The sequence below is a fragment of the Leisingera sp. NJS201 genome (assembly GCF_004535885.1).
Taxonomy (GTDB): domain Bacteria; phylum Pseudomonadota; class Alphaproteobacteria; order Rhodobacterales; family Rhodobacteraceae; genus Leisingera.
In genome coordinates this window covers 3,989,775-4,009,373 of the sequence record NZ_CP038234.1, presented here as the reverse complement: position 1 = coordinate 4,009,373, position 19,599 = coordinate 3,989,775, and the positions used below count along the sequence as shown (strand labels likewise).

General features: G+C 62.4%; 17 protein-coding genes and 2 pseudogenes. 8 read left to right on the top strand and 11 right to left on the bottom strand.

The window, feature by feature from the left end; translation table 11 throughout:
• Nucleotides 1-116: 116 nt before the first annotated feature.
• The 3 genes from ETW23_RS19810 to ade all read right to left on the bottom strand — a co-directional run bounded on the left by ETW23_RS19810 (nucleotide 117) and on the right by ade (nucleotide 3,809).
• Nucleotides 117-404, bottom strand: coding sequence for an HU family DNA-binding protein (locus tag ETW23_RS19810; RefSeq protein ID WP_027256921.1), 288 nt, complete (start codon nucleotides 402-404; stop codon nucleotides 117-119).
• Between the two features lie 139 nt (nucleotides 405-543).
• Nucleotides 544-2,010: an AMP nucleosidase gene (locus tag ETW23_RS19805; protein WP_134831011.1), complete on the bottom strand. Its 1,467-nt coding sequence runs from the start codon at nucleotides 2,008-2,010 to the stop codon at nucleotides 544-546.
• Nucleotides 2,007-3,809: an adenine deaminase gene (gene ade / locus ETW23_RS19800; protein ID WP_134831010.1), complete on the bottom strand. Its 1,803-nt coding sequence runs from the start codon at nucleotides 3,807-3,809 to the stop codon at nucleotides 2,007-2,009. Before ade ends, ETW23_RS19805 begins: the two co-directional genes overlap by 4 nt.
• A 141-nt stretch (nucleotides 3,810-3,950) precedes the next feature.
• On the opposite strand from ade, the gene ETW23_RS19795 reads away from it, so the two are divergent.
• Both ETW23_RS19795 and ETW23_RS19790 read left to right on the top strand, forming a co-directional pair.
• On the top strand, nucleotides 3,951-4,373 hold the full coding sequence (locus ETW23_RS19795; protein ID WP_129372571.1) for a glyoxalase/bleomycin resistance/extradiol dioxygenase family protein: 423 nt from the start codon (nucleotides 3,951-3,953) through the stop codon (nucleotides 4,371-4,373).
• A gap of 82 nt (nucleotides 4,374-4,455) precedes the next feature.
• Entirely contained in the window at nucleotides 4,456-5,646 is a 1,191-nt protein-coding gene (locus tag ETW23_RS19790) for a hypothetical protein (protein ID WP_205879920.1), read from the top strand.
• Here ETW23_RS19790 and ETW23_RS19785 read toward each other — a convergent pair.
• Nucleotides 5,643-6,584, bottom strand: coding sequence for a GlxA family transcriptional regulator (locus ETW23_RS19785; protein WP_134831009.1), 942 nt, complete (start codon nucleotides 6,582-6,584; stop codon nucleotides 5,643-5,645). The two genes, ETW23_RS19790 and ETW23_RS19785, sit on opposite strands and share 4 nt — an antisense overlap.
• 80 nt (nucleotides 6,585-6,664) lie before the next feature.
• Here ETW23_RS19785 and ETW23_RS19780 point away from each other — a divergent pair, with 80 nt between their 5' ends.
• From ETW23_RS19780 to ETW23_RS19765, 4 genes are all read left to right on the top strand, one after another.
• A complete protein-coding gene (locus ETW23_RS19780) occupies nucleotides 6,665-7,828 on the top strand; it encodes an acyl-CoA dehydrogenase family protein (RefSeq protein ID WP_134831008.1) in 1,164 nt (387 codons plus the stop codon).
• A gap of 3 nt (nucleotides 7,829-7,831) precedes the next feature.
• Nucleotides 7,832-8,131, top strand: coding sequence for a SelT/SelW/SelH family protein (locus ETW23_RS19775; RefSeq protein ID WP_134831007.1), 300 nt, complete (start codon nucleotides 7,832-7,834; stop codon nucleotides 8,129-8,131).
• A 225-nt stretch (nucleotides 8,132-8,356) separates the two neighbouring features.
• On the top strand, nucleotides 8,357-10,387 hold the full coding sequence (locus ETW23_RS19770) for an acetate--CoA ligase family protein (RefSeq protein ID WP_134831006.1): 2,031 nt from the start codon (nucleotides 8,357-8,359) through the stop codon (nucleotides 10,385-10,387).
• A 49-nt stretch (nucleotides 10,388-10,436) separates the two neighbouring features.
• Entirely contained in the window at nucleotides 10,437-11,222 is a 786-nt protein-coding gene (locus tag ETW23_RS19765; RefSeq protein WP_129372566.1) for a carnitinyl-CoA dehydratase, read from the top strand.
• A gap of 66 nt (nucleotides 11,223-11,288) precedes the next feature.
• Here ETW23_RS19765 and ETW23_RS19760 read toward each other — a convergent pair whose 3' ends face one another.
• Nucleotides 11,289-11,924 carry a class I SAM-dependent methyltransferase gene (locus ETW23_RS19760; protein WP_129372565.1) on the bottom strand — a complete coding sequence of 212 codons (636 nt, stop codon included), beginning with the start codon at nucleotides 11,922-11,924 and terminating at the stop codon, nucleotides 11,289-11,291.
• A 74-nt stretch (nucleotides 11,925-11,998) separates the two neighbouring features.
• Here ETW23_RS19760 and ETW23_RS19755 point away from each other — a divergent pair.
• Nucleotides 11,999-12,867 (top strand): annotated as a pseudogene (locus ETW23_RS19755) (SDR family oxidoreductase).
• 80 nt (nucleotides 12,868-12,947) lie between these two features.
• Here the strand turns inward: ETW23_RS19755 and dxs are convergent.
• The 6 genes and pseudogenes from dxs to ETW23_RS19725 form a co-directional block, all read right to left on the bottom strand.
• Nucleotides 12,948-14,875, bottom strand: a pseudogene (gene dxs / locus ETW23_RS19750) (1-deoxy-D-xylulose-5-phosphate synthase).
• A gap of 51 nt (nucleotides 14,876-14,926) precedes the next feature.
• On the bottom strand, nucleotides 14,927-15,811 hold the full coding sequence (locus tag ETW23_RS19745) for a polyprenyl synthetase family protein (protein ID WP_134831005.1): 885 nt from the start codon (nucleotides 15,809-15,811) through the stop codon (nucleotides 14,927-14,929).
• A 3-nt stretch (nucleotides 15,812-15,814) separates the two neighbouring features.
• The gene (locus ETW23_RS19740) at nucleotides 15,815-16,033 is read right to left on the bottom strand and encodes an exodeoxyribonuclease VII small subunit (protein WP_134831004.1); all 219 of its coding nucleotides are present in this window, start codon (nucleotides 16,031-16,033) and stop codon (nucleotides 15,815-15,817) included.
• A gap of 31 nt (nucleotides 16,034-16,064) precedes the next feature.
• Entirely contained in the window at nucleotides 16,065-16,991 is a 927-nt protein-coding gene (locus tag ETW23_RS19735) for a histone deacetylase family protein (protein ID WP_134831003.1), read from the bottom strand.
• A 36-nt stretch (nucleotides 16,992-17,027) separates the two neighbouring features.
• Complete coding sequence (locus ETW23_RS19730) at nucleotides 17,028-17,819, bottom strand: response regulator (protein WP_254695088.1); 792 nt, start codon at nucleotides 17,817-17,819, stop codon at nucleotides 17,028-17,030.
• Between the two features lie 5 nt (nucleotides 17,820-17,824).
• The gene (locus tag ETW23_RS19725; protein ID WP_134831002.1) at nucleotides 17,825-18,328 is read right to left on the bottom strand and encodes a MarR family winged helix-turn-helix transcriptional regulator; all 504 of its coding nucleotides are present in this window, start codon (nucleotides 18,326-18,328) and stop codon (nucleotides 17,825-17,827) included.
• Between the two features lie 162 nt (nucleotides 18,329-18,490).
• On the opposite strand from ETW23_RS19725, the gene ETW23_RS19720 reads away from it, so the two are divergent.
• Nucleotides 18,491-19,357, top strand: a complete 867-nt coding sequence (locus ETW23_RS19720) for a branched-chain amino acid aminotransferase (RefSeq protein WP_134831001.1) — start codon at nucleotides 18,491-18,493, stop codon at nucleotides 19,355-19,357.
• Nucleotides 19,358-19,599: the final 242 nt, after the last annotated feature.

Here is a 19,599-nt window from a genome sequence, read left to right as displayed (position 1 = left end):
GCAAGCAACATCGCTGCGGCCGCGGGCGAAGCTTTTCCGCAGCCGGACAACATCCGGGCAAAAGAAAAGGGCCGCCCATGCGGGCAGCCCTGAAACCGTCCGGTTTGTCGCCGGTATCAGCCGTTCACGCTGTCTTTCAACGCCTTTGCGATGGTCATTTTCACAACCTTGTCGGCTTCTTTTGTGAACTTCTCGCCGGTGGCCGGGTTGCGCACTTCGCGCTCGGGGCGCTCGCGGCAATAGATCTTGCCGACGCCCGGCAGGGTCACGGCACCGCCGCCCGACACTTCGCGGGTGATCAGCGAGCAGACCGCTTCCAGAGCGGAACCTGCGACTTTTTTGTCGCTGCCCATTTCGTCGGCCAGAGCGGCAACAAGCTGGGTTTTGGTCATCGGTTTGGACATTCTTCGTCTCCTTAAACTGCCCGAACTCTAGGGCCTCATCGCCGGATATTATCGTTATGTTGTATGATAACACAACTTCTTGTGCGCACCGAGCAGGTGAAAATAGGTACTTTTTCTAGGAAAACTGCAAAATTCAACCTTAGAGGAAGGCCGTTTCATCGAACGAGCGCAACTTCCGGCTGTGCAGCCGCTCCAGAGGCATTCCCCGCAGCCGCTCCATTGCTCTTATGCCGATTTGCAGATGCCGTGCAACCTGTGTCCGGTAAAAGTCCGAGGCCATGCCCGGCAGCTTCAGCTCCCCATGCAGCGGTTTGTCGGAGACGCATAGAAGCGTGCCATAAGGCACCCGGAAGCGGTAGCCATTGGCGGCGATGGTGGCGCTTTCCATGTCCAGCGCAACAGCGCGGGATTGGGACAGCCGCTGCACCGGGCCGGATTGGTCGCGCAATTCCCAGTTGCGGTTGTCGATGGTGGCGACGGTGCCGGTGCGCATGATCCGTTTAAGGTCAAAACCCTCGTATTCAGTGATCTCGGCCACGGCCTCTTCGAGTGCGACCTGGATTTCCGCCAGCGCCGGGATCGGTGTCCAAACCGGCAGATCATCATCCAGCACGTGGTCTTCGCGCAAGTATCCATGCGCCAGCACAAAGTCTCCCATTGCCTGAGTGTTCCGCAGGCCTGCGCAATGGCCGACCATCAGCCAGGCATGCGGGCGCAGCACCGCGATATGATCGGTGGCGGTTTTGGCATTGGACGGGCCGACACCGATGTTGACCAAGGTGATGCCGCCTCCGTCTGCGCGCTTCAGGTGATAGGTGGGCATCTGCGGCAGCTTGCCTATCGCCGGTATCACAGCTGAGGGATCGGTGATCTCGTGGTCGCCGGTGCTGACAAAGCTGGTGTATCCGGAGTCCGGATCCGCCAGCTGGGAGCGGGCGTAGGCTTCAAATTCGGCGACATAAAATTGGTAATTGGTGAACAGCACGTGGTTCTGGAAATGCTCGGCGCTGGTGGCAGTGTAATGGCTGAGCCGGGCCAGCGAGTAGTCGATGCGCTGTGCGGTGAACAGCGCCAGCGGTCCGGTGCCATTAGGCGGCTGATAGGTGCCGTTGACGATATCGTCATTGGTGGTCGACAGATCCGGCACGTCAAATACGTCGCGCAGGGTGAACCCGGCTGCACCGTCCTGCGGCACCGTCAAATCGGGGCGTGAGGCGACTGCAAAATGCACCGGGATCGGAGTGTCAGAGACATCGATGGTCACTGGCTGACCGTGGTTGCGAATGAGCAGGGTGATCTGCTGGATCAGGTAATTGCGGAACAGGTCCGGCCGCGTCACCGTAGTGGCATAGGTGCCGGGGGCAGACACGTGGCCAAAGCTGAGACGGCTGTCTACCTGGGCAAAGCTCGTGGTGGAGAACCGGATTTCCGGGTAATAGGCGCGGATGCGCTGGTTGTCCGGCGCCCCGTCAGCCATTGCACGGCTGAATTCCTCGCAGATGAAGCCGGTGGCCTGCCGGTAAAGCAACTCAAGCCGGTCAACCGCTTCGGTTGCGTCGTTGAAGGTTTCTGTTGGCGGGTGGCCGGGGTGTTTTGTTGTTATCATTGAGCAGGCTCGATTACCGGAATTTTCTGAAAAGTGCGCACGTCGACTAGACCAAGGTCGGAAATTCTCAGCTCAGGGATCACCACCAGCGCCAGCAACGAGTGCTGCATATAGGCGTTGTTCAGGCTGCAGCCGCAGGCTTCCATCGCTTCCATCATGACTTGCGCCTTGGCGGCTACCTCGGTTGCGGGGCTGTCGGACATCAGGCCGGCAATCGGCAGTTCAACCAGGGCCAGTTCCTTGCCGTTCTTGTAAAGGGTGATGCCGCCGCCCACTTGGGCCAGGCGGTTGGCTGCCAGCGCCATCTCATTGCGGTCGGTGCCGACCACGATCATGTGGTGGCTGTCATGCGCCACGGTTGAGGCCATCGCCATTTTGCCGGTGTAGCCGAAGCCGGAGACAAAGGCGTTGGTGACGCCGCCGGTGGCGCGGTGGCGTTCGACCAGGGCGATCTGGCAGACATCGCCCGCGCCCTCGACCAGCCCGTCCACAACCGGCAGTTCTGCCTGCAGCGCCTTGGTCGGGGCCTGGTTTTCCACAACACCGATCACATTGGCGGTGACCGCATTGGCGCCCTCGGGCGCGGTAAGTTCAAAGTCTTTCGCCGTCAGTTCGTGACCCAGATGCACTGTGCCGCGGGCGCTGGCGGGCCAGGTGTAGTGCGGGCATTCGACCTTGATAGTGCCTGATTCCGCAACGATTTGCCCGCGTGCGACAACCAGTTCGATAGGCAGTTCCCGCAAGTCGGAGGTCAGGATCACGTCAGCCCGGCGGCCAGGGGTGATCGAGCCGATCTCGCGTTCCAGTCCGAAATGGGTGGCCGTGTTGATGGTGGCCATCTGCAGGGCAATAACCGGATCGCAGCCGCAGGCAATCGCGTGGCGCACAACCCGGTTCATATGGCCGTCATTGACCAGCGTGCCGGAATGGCAGTCGTCGGTGCAAAGGATGAAATTGCGCGGGTCCAGCCCCTTTTCCGTCACCGCAGTGATCTGGCTTTCGACGTCGTACCAGGCCGAGCCCAGCCGCATCATCGACCGCATCCCCTGGCGGACCCGTGCAATGGCGTCGGCCTCGCAGGTGCCCTCGTGGTCATCCGCCGGACCGCCTGCCACATAGGCTGCGAAGTCAGGGCCAAGATCGGGAGAGGCATAATGGCCGCCCACGGTCTTGCCCGCGCGCTGGGTGGCGGCGATTTCAGCCAGCATCTTGGGATCGGCATTGGCAACGCCGGGGAAATTCATCATCTCGCCCAGGCCGATGATGCCGGGCCAGTTCATCGCCTCTGCCACGTCCTCGGCAGAGATTTCATAGCCTGTGGTCTCCAGTCCGGGCGCCGAGGGCGCGCAGCTCGGCATTTGGGTGAAGATGCTGACGGGCTGCATCAGCGCCTCGTCATGCATATAGCGCACCCCGTCCAGACCCAGAACATTGGCAATCTCATGCGGGTCTGTGAACATCGAGGTGGTGCCATGCGGGATAACCGCGCGGGCGAATTCCGCCGGGGTCAGCATGCCGGATTCAATATGCATATGGGCGTCGCAGAGGCCCGGGATCATGTAGCGGCCATGCGCCTCTATGATCTGCGTCTCAGGCCCGGTGCAATAAGAGGCATCCGGTCCGACATAAGCAATGCGGCCGGCCTTGATCGCAATATCATGGTCCGGCAGCTGTTCGCGGGTGTGGACATTGACCCAGATACCCTGCCGGATCACTGTATCCGCCGGCACGCGGCCGGCTGCGACGTCGATCAATTGAGGGGCGGAGTCGGGCCAGCTTGGAAAAATGTTTTCTGACATATTCCAATTGTTCCGATTGCACGCGGGAAGGCAAGCGGATTGCTGGCTTTGCCATCAAAGCTTCATGCGGGCGGTGGAAAGGCGCCGAGGGCCGACGCATTTGGCGTTGCCGTAGGGCGGTTTCCGGGGAAAGCTGGGCTCATGGATTATGAAACAATAGATGCGGACAGCTTCGGCCGCTCCCTGCGCGGGATCGGGATCAATCTGCTGGTGCGGGATGTTCCGGCAGAAATAACCTTTTTAGAGACTGTTTTTCATATGAGGGGCCATCAGGTAAGCAAGGATTTTGCTATCGTCACCTATGGCGGTCAGGTCTTTCAGCTGCACAGTGATCGCACCTATGCAGAAAACCCGCTGCTGGGGCTGCTGCCGGAAAACCCGCCGCGCGGGGCCGGGATTGAGATCCGCCTGTATGATACCGATCCGGATGAGGCTGTCGACCGGGCAGAGGCGGCGGGATTCACCATTCTGCAGGCGCCCGCGGACAAGCCGCATGGCCTGAGGGAGGCCTATCTCCTGTGTGAAAACGGCTACGCCTGGGTTCCAAGCCGGACGAAAGGGTAAGCGGCGGGAATTCCTCCCCTTTCCACTGAAAGAACGCCGGTCCATGCTGGCGGTATCTTTTGGATGCCATGAGGGACCGCTGATGCACGCCATTACCGACACAACCGCGCTGGTCGAGGAGGGAGTGCTGACTGCGGATCAGGCCCGCACCATCGAGGCGCGTTCACGCGAAGTGATGGTGTCGCTGGCGGTGAATGCGATCCTGTGTTTCGGCATCATTGCAGCCACCGCCGGGTTCATCTTCTGGCTGGCCGACCCACTAGCGGTGGCAGTGACCGGCATCCTGATGCTGGTCGGCGGGCTTGCGGTGCTGGCGCGTGGCGGCGAGATGCTGCGGATGTTCGGCAACTCCGCCACCCTGATCGGCGCGGGCATGCTGATGGGCGGTGCCGGGATTGAGCTGGTGGACAAATACGAGGACATCGCCGGCTGGGTGATGCTGCCTGCCGGTGCGCTGGTGGCGATGATCTGCACCTGGCGCTGGCGGCACGGGGCCTGGTCCACGGGTTTTGTGCTGGGGGCGATCCTGCTGATGGGACTGGCAATGCATCTGGCAGGAATCGAACTGCTGCTGCAGCAATACGGCATCGGCTCGCCGCTGCGGAACCTGGCACTGCTGTATTATACCGCGGCGCTGGCCCTGGCCGGCTGGCAAGTGGACGTGCGCTTTGTGACTGCGCTTGCGATTGCGCCTTTTGCCCAAATGCTGGAAACCGGCACCAGCTATTTTCATGCGGCCTATGTGTTCTATTCGCCGGAATCGACGCTGACGATCCTGCAGATGGTGCTGCTGATTGTGCTCTGTGTCTGGGGCGCAGCCCGGCTGGCGGAGCGCGACGCCCGGCATCTGCGCATCCTGGGGATTCTGGGGTTTGTGGTTGCGAACCTCTGCGCGCTTGTCGGCTCCCTATGGGGTGACGTTGTGGGCGAAACCGTCTGGGGGCCGGGCAGGTACAGCGATGGCTACGAGGACTGGGAGGCCTATGCCGCCGCCCGCGATGCTTTCCGCGACAGCGCGCTATTCATTTCCGAGCATGTCTATTCGGTGCTGTGGGCAATGGTGCTGGCAGCGGTGATTTTCTGGGCGGCACAGCGGCATCAGCGCGGACTGTTCAATGCGGCGCTGACCTTTGCCGTGATCCATGGCTATACGCAGATGTTCGAATCCTTTGCGGATGAGCCGCTGGCCTACGTGATCGGCGGGTTGGCCGCGATCCCGCTGGCCTGGGGGCTGTGGCGGCTGAACCAGTGGATGGCGGCCAAGCGGGGCTAGCCTTTGCTGCGCAAGCTGCGCGGGGTGGTTCCGAACTCTGCCTTGAAGGCCCGGGTCAGCGCGCTCGGGTCGTCATAGCCGCAGCGCAGGGCGATCTCGGAAACGCTCAGAACAGTCTCTAACACCAGCTTCCTGGCCTGGATCAGCCGCAGCCGCCGGTAGACCGCCTGCGGCGTCGCCCCCAGTTCTGCTTTCATCCGCGCCTCAAGATCTTTCTGGCTGCGGCCTGCTTTCCTTGCCACGGCAGCGATCGGCAGGGGCGTTTCCAGATTGGCCTGCATCACCGCAACCGCACGGGCAACCGATTTTCCGCGCACCAGGATCGGGTCCTGGGTCTCGGTCGCCTCGGGCGCCATGAACAGCGTGGCCACCTCCAGCCGGAGCGCGGCACCATGCTGTTGCCCAATCAGTTCCATCATGGTGTCAAAGGCCGCCAGTGCGCCAGTGCAGGTGACGCGGTTGCCGTCCCAGACCTGCCGGGCACGTTCAGCCTGCACATCGGGGAAAGCTTCGGTGAAACGGCTCAGCTCCTCCCAGTGGATGGTGGCATGTTTGCCGTCCAACAGCCCGGCAGCGGCGAGCAGCCAGGCACCGGTGTCAAAGCCGGCCAGCACTTTGTAGCGGCGGCCGGCTGATATCAGCGCCCGGGCGGTTGCCACAGTTGCATGGCGCAAGAAGTCGTAAGAAGGCATTGCAATCAGCAGATCGCCGCTGCAATCACCCAGCTTCCCATGCGCCCGCACTTCCATGCCTGAGGAGGACACCGAGGGTCGGCCATCCAGTGTCAGAAACCGCCAGGCATAAACCTGCCGTCCGGCAAATGTGTTGGCAGCGCGCAGCGGCTCCACCGTGTTCGCCAAGCAGTGGGCTGAAAACGCATCAAACAGCAGTACATCCAGTTGCTGCGCCGCAGCGTCGTGTTTCACCCAGCTTTGCATGAAATCTTCTAATCCTGCATGATGGGCGCAGGCAAGCAGCGTAATCTGATCCGCAACAGATTTGCCGAAGGAAGACCGCCATGCAGTTCGGGATGACCGAAGAACAGTCGATGATCGTCGAAACCACCCGCGCCTTTGTGGAGAAGGAGCTCTATCCGCATGAAGCGGAGATTGAGCGCACCGGCCACTTGGACATGGACGTGATCCGCGATGTGCAGAAAAAGGCGGTGGAAGCAGGGCTTTATGCCGCCAACATGCCCGAGGAAGTCGGTGGCGCCGGCCTCGATACGCTGACCTGGCTGATGTACGAAAAGGAACTGGGCCGCGCCAACTATGCGCTGCACTGGACCGGCGTCGCGCGCCCCTCGAACATCCTGCTAGCGGGCACCGAGGAGCAGAAAGAGAAGTACCTGTTCCCCTGCATGAAAGGTGAGAAATGGGATTGCCTGGCAATGACCGAGCCGGACGCGGGTTCCGACCTGCGCGGCATGAAGGCGACCGCGCGCAAAGACGGTGATGACTGGATCCTGAACGGAACCAAGCACTTTATCAGCCACGCGGATATCGCCGATTTTGCCATCTGCTTCATGGCAACCGGGGTTGAGGAAACCCCGCGCGGGCCGAAGAAGAAGATCACCGCCTTCTTTGTTGACAAGGGCACGCCGGGATTTGAGGTGCGGGATGGTTACGGCAACGTCAGCCACCGCGGCTACACTAACGCGGTTTTGGAATTCGATGACTGCCGCCTGCCGTCCTCGGCCATTCTGGGGGAGGTCGACAAAGGGTTCGAGGTTGCCAACACATGGCTGGGCGCAACCCGCCTGCAGGTGGCTGCCACTTGTCTGGGCCGGGCTGAGCGCGCGTTGCAGCATTCGGTCGAATACGCGGCGGAGCGCAAGCAGTTCGGCCAGCAGATCGGTAAGTTCCAGGGTATTTCCTTCAAACTGGCGGATATGGCGCTGGAGATGAAAGCGGCGAACCTCTTGACCTGGGAAGCGGGTTGGAAATTCGATCAGGGCACCGTCACCGAGAGCGACATGTCGATGGCCAAGCTGAAAGCGACCGAGATGCTGGCCATGGTTGCGGATGAAGCGATCCAGATCCACGGCGGCATGGGGCTGATGGACGAGCTGCCGCTGGAACGCATCTGGCGCGATGCGCGGGTCGAACGTATCTGGGAAGGCACCAGTGAAATCCAACGGCACATCATCAGCCGCGAGATGCTGCGCGCTGTCGGAGGCTGATCCATGACCCGGTCCGGGAAACCTGTTTTGACCATTACCTACTGTACCGGCTGCAACTGGCTGCTGCGGGCAGGTTGGATGGCGCAGGAGCTGCTGCAGACCTTCCAAGGCGCCTTGGGCGGGGTGACACTGGTTCCCGGAGAAATGGGCGGGATCTTTGAGATCCATGTTGAAAAGGAGCTGATCTGGGAGCGCAAACGGGACGGCGGCTTTCCTGATGTGAAAGAGCTGAAGACCCGCGTGCGCGACCGGATTGACCCCGGCAGGGATCTGGGCCATCTCGACCGAAGCGCGGACGGGTAAGCCGGATGCCTCCGGCGGGGATATTGGGGGCAAGAGGAAAAGGGCGGCCCGCAAGAGCCGCCCCGGTAAAGAGAGAGGCTCTCTTCCCCTTGCACGGCCATTGGCGTCCCCGCCTGTACCGCACAGCTATTGGGTTTGATTCTGGTTAACGAAAACTAACTTCCTCTTGCGGAAAATATCCCCGCCGGAGGCTCCCGAACTCTCTACCAGCGGAACCGCTAGAAAATGACACGCGACCTTTCCCGCCTCTTTCGTCCCAAGACCATTGCTGTGATCGGCGGCGGCGCATGGTGCCGCTTGGTGATTGAGCAATGCCAGAAGATGGGGTTTGAGGGCACCATCTGGCCCGTCCACCCCAAGGCAGACGAGGTCGCGGGTCTGCCTGCCTTCAAGGATGCGGACAGCCTGCCGGAGGCGCCGGATGCGGCCTTTATCGGGGTGAACCGTTTCATCACCATTGATGTGGTGCGGGCGCTGTCGGCGCGCGGCGCGGGCGGTGCGGTCTGTTTTGCATCCGGCTTCTTGGAAGCCGCCGCTGAGGACGCCGAAGGGGCAGACTTGCAGGCGCAGTTACTGGAAGCGGCTGGAGATATGCCTTTCCTTGGCCCCAACTGCTATGGTTTCATCAATTATCTGGACGGTGCGCTCTTGTGGCCGGACCAGCATGGCGGGGCGCGGGCAGAACGGGGCGTGGCGCTGGTCACTCAAAGCTCCAACATCGCCATCAACCTGACCATGCAGAAACGCGGCCTGCCAGTGGCCTATGTGGTGACGGCCGGCAACCAGGCACAGTCGGGCATTGCTGCCATCGGCGAAGCACTGCTGGAAGACGACCGTGTCACAGCACTTGGCCTGCATATCGAAGGTTTTGGCGATTTGCGTGCGTTTGAGGCATTGGCGGCCAGAGCACGAGAATTGGGAAAGCCGATCGTTGCCCTTAAGGTCGGCAGATCCGCCGAGGCCCAGGCCGCGACTGTTTCTCATACTGCCTCGCTTGCGGGCGGTGACGCGGGTGCAGGGGCTTTGCTCTCACGCCTAGGCATTCCGCGTCTTAATGACCTGCCCTCCTTCCTGGAGACACTGAAATTGCTGCATGTGACGGGGCGGCTGCCTTCGAACCGCATTGCAACGATCAGCTGCTCCGGAGGGGAGGCAAGCCTGGCCGCGGACACCTGCCATGCGCGCAATGTCGTGTTCCCGCCCCTGAATGATCTCCAAAAGACGGATTTGCGGGAGGCGCTGGGCCCGATGGTGGCGCTGGCAAACCCGCTCGACTACCACACTTATATCTGGCGGGATGCTGAGGCGATGACACAGGCATTCTCGGCAATGATGGATCCGCAGCTGGCGATGACTATGCTGATCGTCGACTTCCCGCGCAATGACCGCTGCGATGCCTCGGATTGGGAATGCGCGATACAGGCCGCCATCGGCGCGCACGAGCGGACCGGGGCCAATACCGGTCTTGTTGCCACTCTGCCGGAACTGCTGCCAGAGGATGTGGCGGCCCGGCTGATGGATGCGGGCGTGGTGCCCTTCTGCGGTCTCAGCGAAGCGATTGCTGCCTGCGAAGCAGCCAGCCTGCCGCTTCCGGAAGCGCCAGTGCCGCTGTTGCTGCCGACCCCGGTTGTGGAGCCTGATCTGATGCCCGAGGCCGAGGCCAAGTGGCAGCTTGCCAGCTATGGGCTGCGCACTCCACGCTCCAAACGGGCGGCTTCGGCCACCAACGCCCGCGCGGTGGCAGTGGATGTCGGTTTCCCGGTGGTGCTGAAGGGCGAAGGCGTGGCCCACAAGACGGAAGCTGGCGCGGTAGTGCTGAACCTGAATTCGGGCCAGGAGGTGAGCGACGCCGCTTTCAACATGCCTGCAGAGCATTTCCTGGTGGAGGAGATGGTCACCGGTGCTGTAGCGGAGCTGCTGATCGGAGTGGTGAAGGATCCGGCACACGGCTTTGTCATGACACTGGCAGCGGGCGGGACTTTGACTGAGCTGATGGCGGACAGCGCTTCTTTCCTGCTGCCTGCATCGGATGCGGACATAGAAGCCGCGCTCCAGGCTCTGCGCATCGCCAAACTGCTGGACGGCTACCGAGGTGCCCCGTCAGCAGACAGGGGGGCGATCCTGCGCGCCATCCGCGCAGTCGAGGCCTATGTGATGGAAAACGCGCTGGGATTGGAAGAGATCGAGATCAACCCGCTTCTCTGCACGCCAGCTGACGCCATTGCAGCAGATGCGCTGATGCGGCGGAAATACTGAGGCTTCGGCCTGAAACATAAGCGGTACTACCGTGCCAGGAGGAATTGATATGACCGACAGCCCTGTGAAAACCCGCCGCGACGGCGCCATACTGGAAGTGACGCTGGACCGGCCCAAGGCCAATGCCATTGACCTGCAGACCAGCCGGGTGATGGGGGAGGTATTCCGCGGTTTCCGCGATGATCCGGAGCTGCGGGTGGCGATCCTGACCGGCGGTGGAGAAAAGTTCTTCTGCCCAGGCTGGGACCTGAAAGCCGCGGCTGACGGCGATGCAGTGGATGGCGATTATGGCGTCGGCGGCTTTGGTGGCCTGCAGGAGCTGCGCGACATGAACAAACCGGTGATTGCCGCCGTGAATGGCATCGCCTGTGGCGGCGGGCTGGAGCTGGCGCTGTCAGCGGATGTGATCATCGCTGCCGATCATGCCACCTTTGCGTTGCCGGAGATCCGCTCTGGCACTGTGGCCGATGCCGCCAGCGTGAAGCTGCCCAAGCGCATCCCTTATCACATCGCTATGGAGCTGTTGCTGACCGGGCGCTGGTTCGATGCCGAAGAGGCCAACCGCTGGGGCCTGGTGAACGAGATCGTGGCGGCGGACCAGCTGATGGACCGGGCCTGGGAGCTGGCGCGGCTGCTCGCCTCCGGCCCGCCGCTGGTCTATGCGGCAATCAAGGAGATCGTGCGCGACGCTGAAGATTCCAAATTCCAGGACGCGATGAACCGGATCACGCAGCGGCAGCTGCAGTCGGTGGATGTTCTCTATGGTTCCGAGGACAACCTGGAAGGCGCCCGCGCCTTTGCCGAAAAGCGCGATCCGGTCTGGAAGGGGCGCTGACGCGGCGCGCCGCCAGGTGCGGCGTTTGGATCCCCGCCTGTCCAACAGCTAAGTGGTAAAGGGACGCTATACTTTTTGAAATCGCGCGATCAGGGCGGTGTCGTCCTTGTGCGCCCCCGTCGCGCCAGGTCCGTAGATGGGCAGTTCAGGCAGAGTAAGATTTTTGATCCATTGCCCGCGCAGCAGCCGGCCGAAGGCTTCGGAAAACCCCGCCTTACCGTAGAACTTGGCATTCACCGACAGAGCAAACCAGGCATCGGGTGCGGCCACCCGCAACAGGGCGGGCAGGACTTCCGGGCCGAGGTGCCCATGGGTGAAGGTGCCGGAGGAGACCACGCCGCGGTAGGACCCGCGCGGCACCGGGATGCCTTCCAGCAGATCGGCTTCGATCACGTCACGGTAGGCATCCTTGCGCAAGGCTTCGGCCAGCATCGCGGCGCTTATATCGGTGGCGTCGATAGGTTCTATTCCAATCGCCCGCAACGCTTGGCCGCACAGACCGGTTCCGGCACCGACGTCCAGCACCGGGCCGGCTCCCCCGGCGGCGGCAAAAACCTTGGCGGTCAATCCGGGCAGGAGGTAACCCTGCCCGGCGGCGAAATCCTGGTCGTATGTGCTGGCCCAGTCCCTGTAAAGCCGCTTGGAATCGGCAGGTGTCTGCAGGGCGTAGGCGTTTGAAAGTCCCGGTTTCTGTTTGTCCATGCGCGCCATGAAAAGGCTGATCGGGATTCGAATCAACCCTTGCACAGCAGGCGCGGTCAACGCATCTAGGAAGCATGAGGAAAACGCTGCTTTGTCTTGGATTTGGCTATACCGCCCGGGCGCTTGCGCCGCGCCTGCTGGCGCAGGGATGGCGGGTTATCGGCACTTCGCGCGAGGCTGTGGAGGCCGAAGGCGTGGAGATGATCACCTGGCCCGGGCAGGACGTGCCGCTGGACGGGGTCACCCATGTTCTGAGCTCGATAGGGCCGAACATGGCGGGCGACCCGGTGCTGGCCGCGATGGCTGGTCAAATCACTGCGGCCCCCGATCTGGAATGGGTGGGGTATCTGTCGACTACGGCAGTTTATGGCCACCACGACGGCGCCTGGGTGGATGAGGCCACGCCGGTGACGCCCTCCAGCGAGCGCGGCGACTGGCGCGCCCGGGCCGAGGCGCAATGGCAGGCCATCCCCGGTTTGCCGCTGCACATCTTCCGGCTAGCGGGCATCTATGGCCCCGGCCGTGGCCCCTTTGCCAAGCTGATGGCGGGCAAGGCGCGGCGGATCATCAAGCCGGGTCAGGTTTTTTCCCGCATTCATGTGGAGGACATTGCCCAGGTGCTGGCGGCCTCCATTGCGCAGCCCGATCCCGGCGCCATTTTCAACGTCTGCGACGATGATCCGGCGCCGCCGCAGGATGTGCTGGGCCATGCCGCAGAACTGCTGGGCCTGCCGGTGCCCGCCGAAGTGCCCTTTGACGAGGCTGGCATGACCCCTATGGCGCGCAGTTTCTATGGAGAGAACAAGCGCGTCCGCAACCTCCGCATCAAGGAAGAGCTGGGTGTGAAGCTGCTTTATCCGACCTATCGCGAGGGCTGCGGGCAGTGCTGGAAGCCGAGGATATGGAGAGCTTTGTGCCGCCTGCGGAGCCGCCGGGGGTGTAATTCTCACGGCCGGGACGCTTGCTCCCCGGCAGGCGCAGTCGCGCTTATACAGGCAGGTTCGGACCAAGTTTCAAAGCGCGTTAAGCCCGCTTCTCGCCAATTGTTGCCACGCCCAGCACCTCCAGCACCTTGGCTTCGATCTGCGGCGCGTTCATGGCCGCGACCTCGTACATATCCGCAGGGCTGGCCTGGTCGATAAAGGTATCGGGCAGCACCATGGAGCGGTACTTGAGGCCGCTGTCGAACACGGCTTCCTCGGCTAGCAGCTGTGCGACATGGGAGCCGAAACCGCCCACTGCGCCTTCCTCGATGGTGATCAGTGCCTCGTGATCCGCAGCCAGCTGCAGGATCAGATCGCGGTCGAGCGGTTTGGCAAAGCGGGCGTCGGCGATGGTCGGGGTGATGCCCTTGGCCGCCAATGCTTCGGCGGCCTTTCGCACCTCGCCCAGGCGGGTGCCGAAGGACAAGAGCGCCACGCGTTTGCCCGCCTGGATCATCCGGCCCTTGCCGATCTCCAGCACGTCCGGGGTTTCCGGCATCTCGACGCCTTCGCCCTCGCCGCGGGGATAGCGGAAGGCGATGGGGCCGTCGTCATGCGCTGCAGCTGTTTTGATCATATGGGCCAGCTCGGCCTCGTCGGCGGCGGCCATCACCACCATGCCAGGCAGATTTGCCATATAGCCAATGTCGAAGCTGCCTGCGTGGGTGGCACCATCGGCGCCCACCAGACCGGCGCGGTCGATGGCAAAGCGAACCGGCAGACGCTGGATCGCCACGTCATGCACCACCTGGTCATAACCCCGCTGCAGGAAAGTGGAATACATCGCGCAGAAGGGTTTCATGCCGCCGGCCGCCAATGCAGCGGCAAAGGTCACGCCGTGCTGTTCGGCAATGCCGACGTCAAAGGTGCGCGAGGGGTAGCGTTCGGCCATCAGGTTCAACCCGGTGCCGTCGGGCATCGCCGCGGTCACGGCGCAGATCTTGTCGTCCGCGGCTGCGAGCTTCACCAGCTCGTTGCCGAACACCGAGGTATAGGAGGGCGCGTTGGAGGGCGCCTTCTTCTGCTCCCCCGTCACCATGTCGAATTTGGCGGTGGCGTGGCCCTTGTCGCGGGCAGCTTCTGCCGGGGCGTAGCCCTTGCCCTTTTTGGTCAGCACATGGATCAGGATTGGACCGGTGGCGCGGGCTTTGACCGTGCGCAGCACTGGCAGCAGCTGATCCATGTCATGCCCGTCGATCGGGCCGAGGTAGGAAAACCCCAAGGCTTCGAACAGAGTGCCGCCGACGGCCATGCCTTTCAGCATGTCCTTGGCGCGTTTGGCGCCCTCGCGGAAGGGTTCGGGCAGCAGCGAGACGGCCCCCTTGGCGGCGGCCTTCAGCTCCTGGAAGGGTTCGCCTGCGTAGAGGCGTGAGAGATAAGACGACAGCGCGCCAACGGGCGGGGCGATCGACATTTCATTGTCGTTCAGGATGACGATCAGCCGCTTGCCCAGATGGCCTGCGTTGTTCATCGCTTCAAACGCCATGCCGGCCGACATCGAGCCGTCGCCGATCACCGCGATAGCGTCGCCGTTGCCCTCGGGGATCACTCCACCGAGGTCGCGCGCCACCGCAAAGCCAAGCGCGGCGCTGATCGAGGTGGAACTATGGGCGGCGCCAAACGGATCATAGGGCGACTCGGAACGTTTGGTGAAACCGCTGAGGCCGTCCTTCATCCGCAGTGTACGGATACGGTCGCGGCGCCCGGTCAGGATCTTATGCGGATAACACTGGTGGGAGACGTCCCAGATCACCTTGTCCCGCGGAGTGTCAAAGACTGCGTGCAGGGCGGTGGTCAACTCCACCACACCCAGGCCTGCGCCCAGATGGCCGCCGGTGACGGAAACCGCAGCAATGGTTTCCTGCCGCAGTTCCTGCGCCACTTGCACCAGCTGCGCATCCGTCAGCCCCTTCAGATCCGCGGGCGGGTAATCTGGTCCAGAAGCGGGGTCTTAGGCCGGTCGGACATGGTGTCTCCTTGGGCTGCGCCGGGCAGGGTGCCGGGGCGTGGCGCGCGGGGTTAGCTGTCGCGCGCAATAACGAAACGCGCGGCTGCCTTCAAGGTTGCTGCATCCTCACCATAAGGTGACAGCGCGGTGCAGGCCTCGTCGCACAAGGACTGTGCGCGGGCTTTTGCCTCTGCCAGACCGAGCAGCGAGACAAAGGTTGCCTTGCCGGCATCGGCATCCTTGCGCACGGCCTTGCCGACCTTGGCGGCATCGCCTTCCACATCCAAGATGTCGTCGGCGATTTGGAAGGCAAGGCCAAGGGCACGTGCGAATTGCCGCAACGGCGCAGGATCTTCGCCTGCCAGCACCGCGCCGGCAGTGGCGGACCATTCGATCAGGCATCCAGTTTTGCGGCCCTGCAGCCTGGTGATTTGCTCCAGCGTCAGCGGCGCGTCGGCGGTCTCTGCCGCTATGTCCAGCATCTGGCCCGACACCATGCCGTCTTTGCCGGAGGACTGCGCCAGGCCGCGGATCAGGGTCAGGGCGTGGGGGCCAGCCTTGGGGTCTGCCAGCAACTCAAAGGCAAAGGCCTGCAGGCTGTCGCCGGCAAGAACTGCCATCGCCTCATCCCATTTTTTGTGCACAGTAGGCTGGCCGCGGCGCAGGTCGTCATCGTCCATGCAGGGCAGGTCGTCATGTACCAGTGAATAAGCGTGGATGCATTCAATAGCGAGCGCTGCCTCAAGGGCAGCTTCAGCCGGGACACCGTGCAGACGGCTGCTTTCCAGCACCAGAAAGCCGCGCAGCATCTTGCCGCCGGTGATGGCGTAGCGCATCGCAGTATGCAGCTTGTCGCTGCCTGCCAGCCGCATTTCCATATGTGCGGTGATGCTGGCCTGTGCGTTTTTCAACGCATCTGCAAAGGGGCGCGTTCGGGCGTCTGCTGCGGCGGTCATGGCTCAGCCGGCATCCAGCGGCTGGGTGCCCTTGGGGGTGCCGTTGGCGTCCAGCGTAATGGCGGCAACCTTTTCCTCGGCGCGTTTCAGCTCATCCTCGCAGCGTTTCTTCAGCGCAGCACCGCGTTCGTAAAGCGCGATTGAGGCATCCAGCGCCACGTCGCCGCGCTCCAGCTGGTCCACCACGCCTTCCAGCTCGCGCATCGCCTGTTCAAAGCTCATCTGGTCCACGGGGGCTCGTTGCGGGTCTCAGTCATGCCGGTGCCTTTATCAATTCTTCCACATGCGCGCGCGTTGCGGCGGCCAGCGCGTTCAGATCATATCCGCCTTCCAAAGTCGAGACGATACGGCCCTGGCACAGTTCACTTGCAAGTCTGCACAGTTCGGCAGTGATCCAGGCGAAATCTTCTGTTGCCCAGTTGAGGCTGGCAAGCGGATCGTCCTGGTGGGCGTCAAAGCCTGCCGAGATGATAATCAACTCTGGCTTGAAGGCACGCAGGCGCGGAAATGCCTGGCCTTCATAGGCCGCTTGCATTTCAGTGCGGCCCGATCCCGGTGCCAGCGGCATGTTCAGGATATTGCCATGGGCACCGTCCTCCTCAGGGCGGCCGGAGCCGGGCCAGAGTGGCATCTGCTGGCTGGTGATCACCAGAGCGCGCGCCTCGTCCCACAGCAGATCCTGGGTACCATTACCGTGATGCACGTCGAAATCCACCACCGCAACGCGGTTCAGGCCGTGATGATCCAGCGCATGTTTGGCCGCCAGTGCTGCGTTGCCGAACAGGCAGAAACCCATCGCGGTATCTGTTTCGGCATGATGTCCCGGCGGGCGCACCGCGGCAAAAGCATTCTGCACCTCGCCGCCCAGCACCATATCGACGCCACGCACAACGGCGCCTGCTGCGCGGAAGGCTGCATCCAGCGAGCCAGGGGACAGGAAGGTGTCACCATCGATTTGCGCCCAGCCCTCTGCCGGAGAGGACTTGCGTAAGTCCGACAGGTAGCCGGCCGGGTGAATGCGCAGGATGTCGTCCTCGGCAGCCATCGGCGCGGTTACGCGTTTCAGGTCCAATGGTTCCAGCGCGTGCAGGATATGCGCAAGCCGTGCCACCTGTTCCGGATGCCCGTCCGGCGTTACGTGATTCAGGCAATCCGCGTGGGTGATCAGTGCGGTTGTCATGGCTCGTATCCTCCTGCTGCGGGGTTTGGCGCGACCCTAGGGGGCCGCGGCGCTGCGCGGCAAGGGGAATCCCGGGGCGCTGCCCCGGACCCCGGGATAATTGCGGCCAGAAGAAGTGGCTGGGGCTTTACTCGGGGCCAGCATGTAGCCTGCGCCGCGGACGGTTTGCAGGTATTGCGGCTGTTTCGGGTTCGGCTCGATCTTGCGGCGCAAACGGGTGATCTGCACATCTACCGCGCGTTCCTGCGCCTGACCGCGGTCGCGGCCCAGATCCTCGACCAGCTTGGTGCGGGAGACCGGCTCGCCGGGCTGGGCCGAGAAGATCTTCATCAACTGGCTTTCGGTGCCGGTGAGGCGGATCAGCTCATCCCCCTGCCACATTTCACCGCGTTCGATGTCATAGCGGATGGCACCCAGATGCAGCACTTTGGGCGCACTTTCCTGTGCAACCGTGTCCGGCATCCGCCGCAGGATTGCGTTGACACGCAGCAGCAGCTCTTTGGGCTCAAAGGGTTTTGGCAGGTAGTCATCCGCGCCAGCTTCCAGTCCGGCAATCCTGTCCTCAGTCTCGCCCTTGGCGGTCAGCAGCAGGATCGGTGTGGCCATGGTTTCGCGCAAGGAAGTTGTCAGCGAGATACCGTCCTCGCCGGGCATCATCACATCCATGACGATCAGGTCGAAATCCAAGCCCGCCAGCACCCGGCGGGCATGGGCCGCGTCGCGCGCTGCAGTGACCAGAAAGCCGGAGCGCATCAGGAATTTCTTCAAAAGCCCGCGAATGCGTTCGTCGTCGTCAATGATCAGCAGATGGGCGTCATGCATGCTCATACGCCTTAATCCCGCAACTTGGCATAGGCACGGCGCATATCCGCATCCATCATTGCTTCCAGCACCTTTTTGAAACCTTGCACCGCCTCGGGGCCGGCATCTTTGTAGGCGGCGCGCATCCGGGCGCGCTGGGCGTCTGACAGCGTGGCCTCCAGCGCCGCGCCCTGATCGGTCAGATACAGATGCCGCTCGCGTTTATCCAGCTCACCCACCTTGCTGATCACCAAACCGTCGCCGATCAATGTGCGCAGCACCCGGTTCAGCGACTGTTTGGTCACGCCCAGAATGCTGAGAAGGTTGTTCACCGTCGTTCCGGGTGAGCGGTTGATAAAGTGGACCGCCCGGTGATGCGCCCGTCCGTAGGACATTTCCGCCAGAATCCGGTCCGGATCGGCGGTAAAGCCACGGTAGGCAAAAAACATTGCCTCGATCCCCTGGCGCAGCTGCTCATCCGTCAGAAACAGCAGGCTTTCGCCGCCGTATCCCTGCCCTGTCCGGCCTTCCGGCATTCGGTGCCCCCTCGTCTGTATTGCCATGCAGTTTATGTCAGTGTTGTTGACATTCCAAGGGTGAAGATGTATCGAATCCCAACTTTGACGCAATATTATGTTCCTCTCGGACGTAATGTGCGCAATAAATGGAAATCCCGCAGAGTTTTAGGAGAGTGCGGCATGGCAGGTTATGACGACCGCGACGGTGTGATCTGGATGGATGGGGGGCTGGTCGACTGGCGGGATGCAAAGGTGCATATCCTGACCCATGCGATGCATTATGCCTCCTCGGTGTTTGAGGGTGAGCGCGCCTATAATGGCAAGATCTTCAAAAGCCGCGAGCATTCCGAGCGCCTGATAGCTTCCGCCGAGGCGCTGGACATGCCGATGCCCTATACCGTCGACCAGATCGAGGCGGCAAAGGAAGAAACCCTGAAAGCCTCCGGCCTGCAGGACGCCTATATCCGCGCGCTGGTCTGGCGCGGTTCCGGCGATGACATGGGCGTGGCCTCCGCAGCCAACCCGGTGCGGATGGCGATCGCAGTCTGGGGCTGGGGCGCCTACTATGGCGACGCCAAGATGCAGGGCGCCAAGCTGGCGATTGCCGAATGGAAACGTCCGTCGCCTGAAACCATCCCGGTCCATGCCAAGGCGGCAGGTCTTTACATGATCTGCACCATTTCCAAACACAAAGCGACCGCGCAGGGCTGCTCGGACGCGCTGTTCATGGACTGGCGCGGCTATGTGGCCGAAGCAACCGGCGCCAACATCTTTTTCGTGAAGGACGGCGAGGTGCACACCCCCAAGGCCGACTGCTTCCTGAACGGCATTACCCGCCAGACCGTGATCGGCATGCTCAAGGACAAGGGCATCACTGTGCATGAGCGCCGCATCAAGCCGGAAGAGATGGAAGAGTTCGAACAGTGCTGGCTGACCGGCACCGCCGCCGAGGTCACTCCGGTCGGCGAGATCGGCCCGTATAAATTCGTGGTCGGCGCCCTGACCCGCGAGATTGCTGAGGATTACGAGAAACTGGTCCGCGCGTAAACGTACCTCACTTCCGTGACTGAGAACCCCCGCCTGCGAGCGGGGGTTTTGTTTTGCCGCCTCTTTGCCGACCTGAAGATAGCAGCTGGAAGAGGCGGCCCCCATTGATGCGCACCCGCGGCAGTCAGAACCGGCTGGAAATCCGCGATTGATCATGAACAGTTAAAATACTGCCTTCCAGACGGCATTTGCGGATCCATTGCTAAGAAGCGATTAAGGACAGGTTTGCCCTTTGGGTCAGG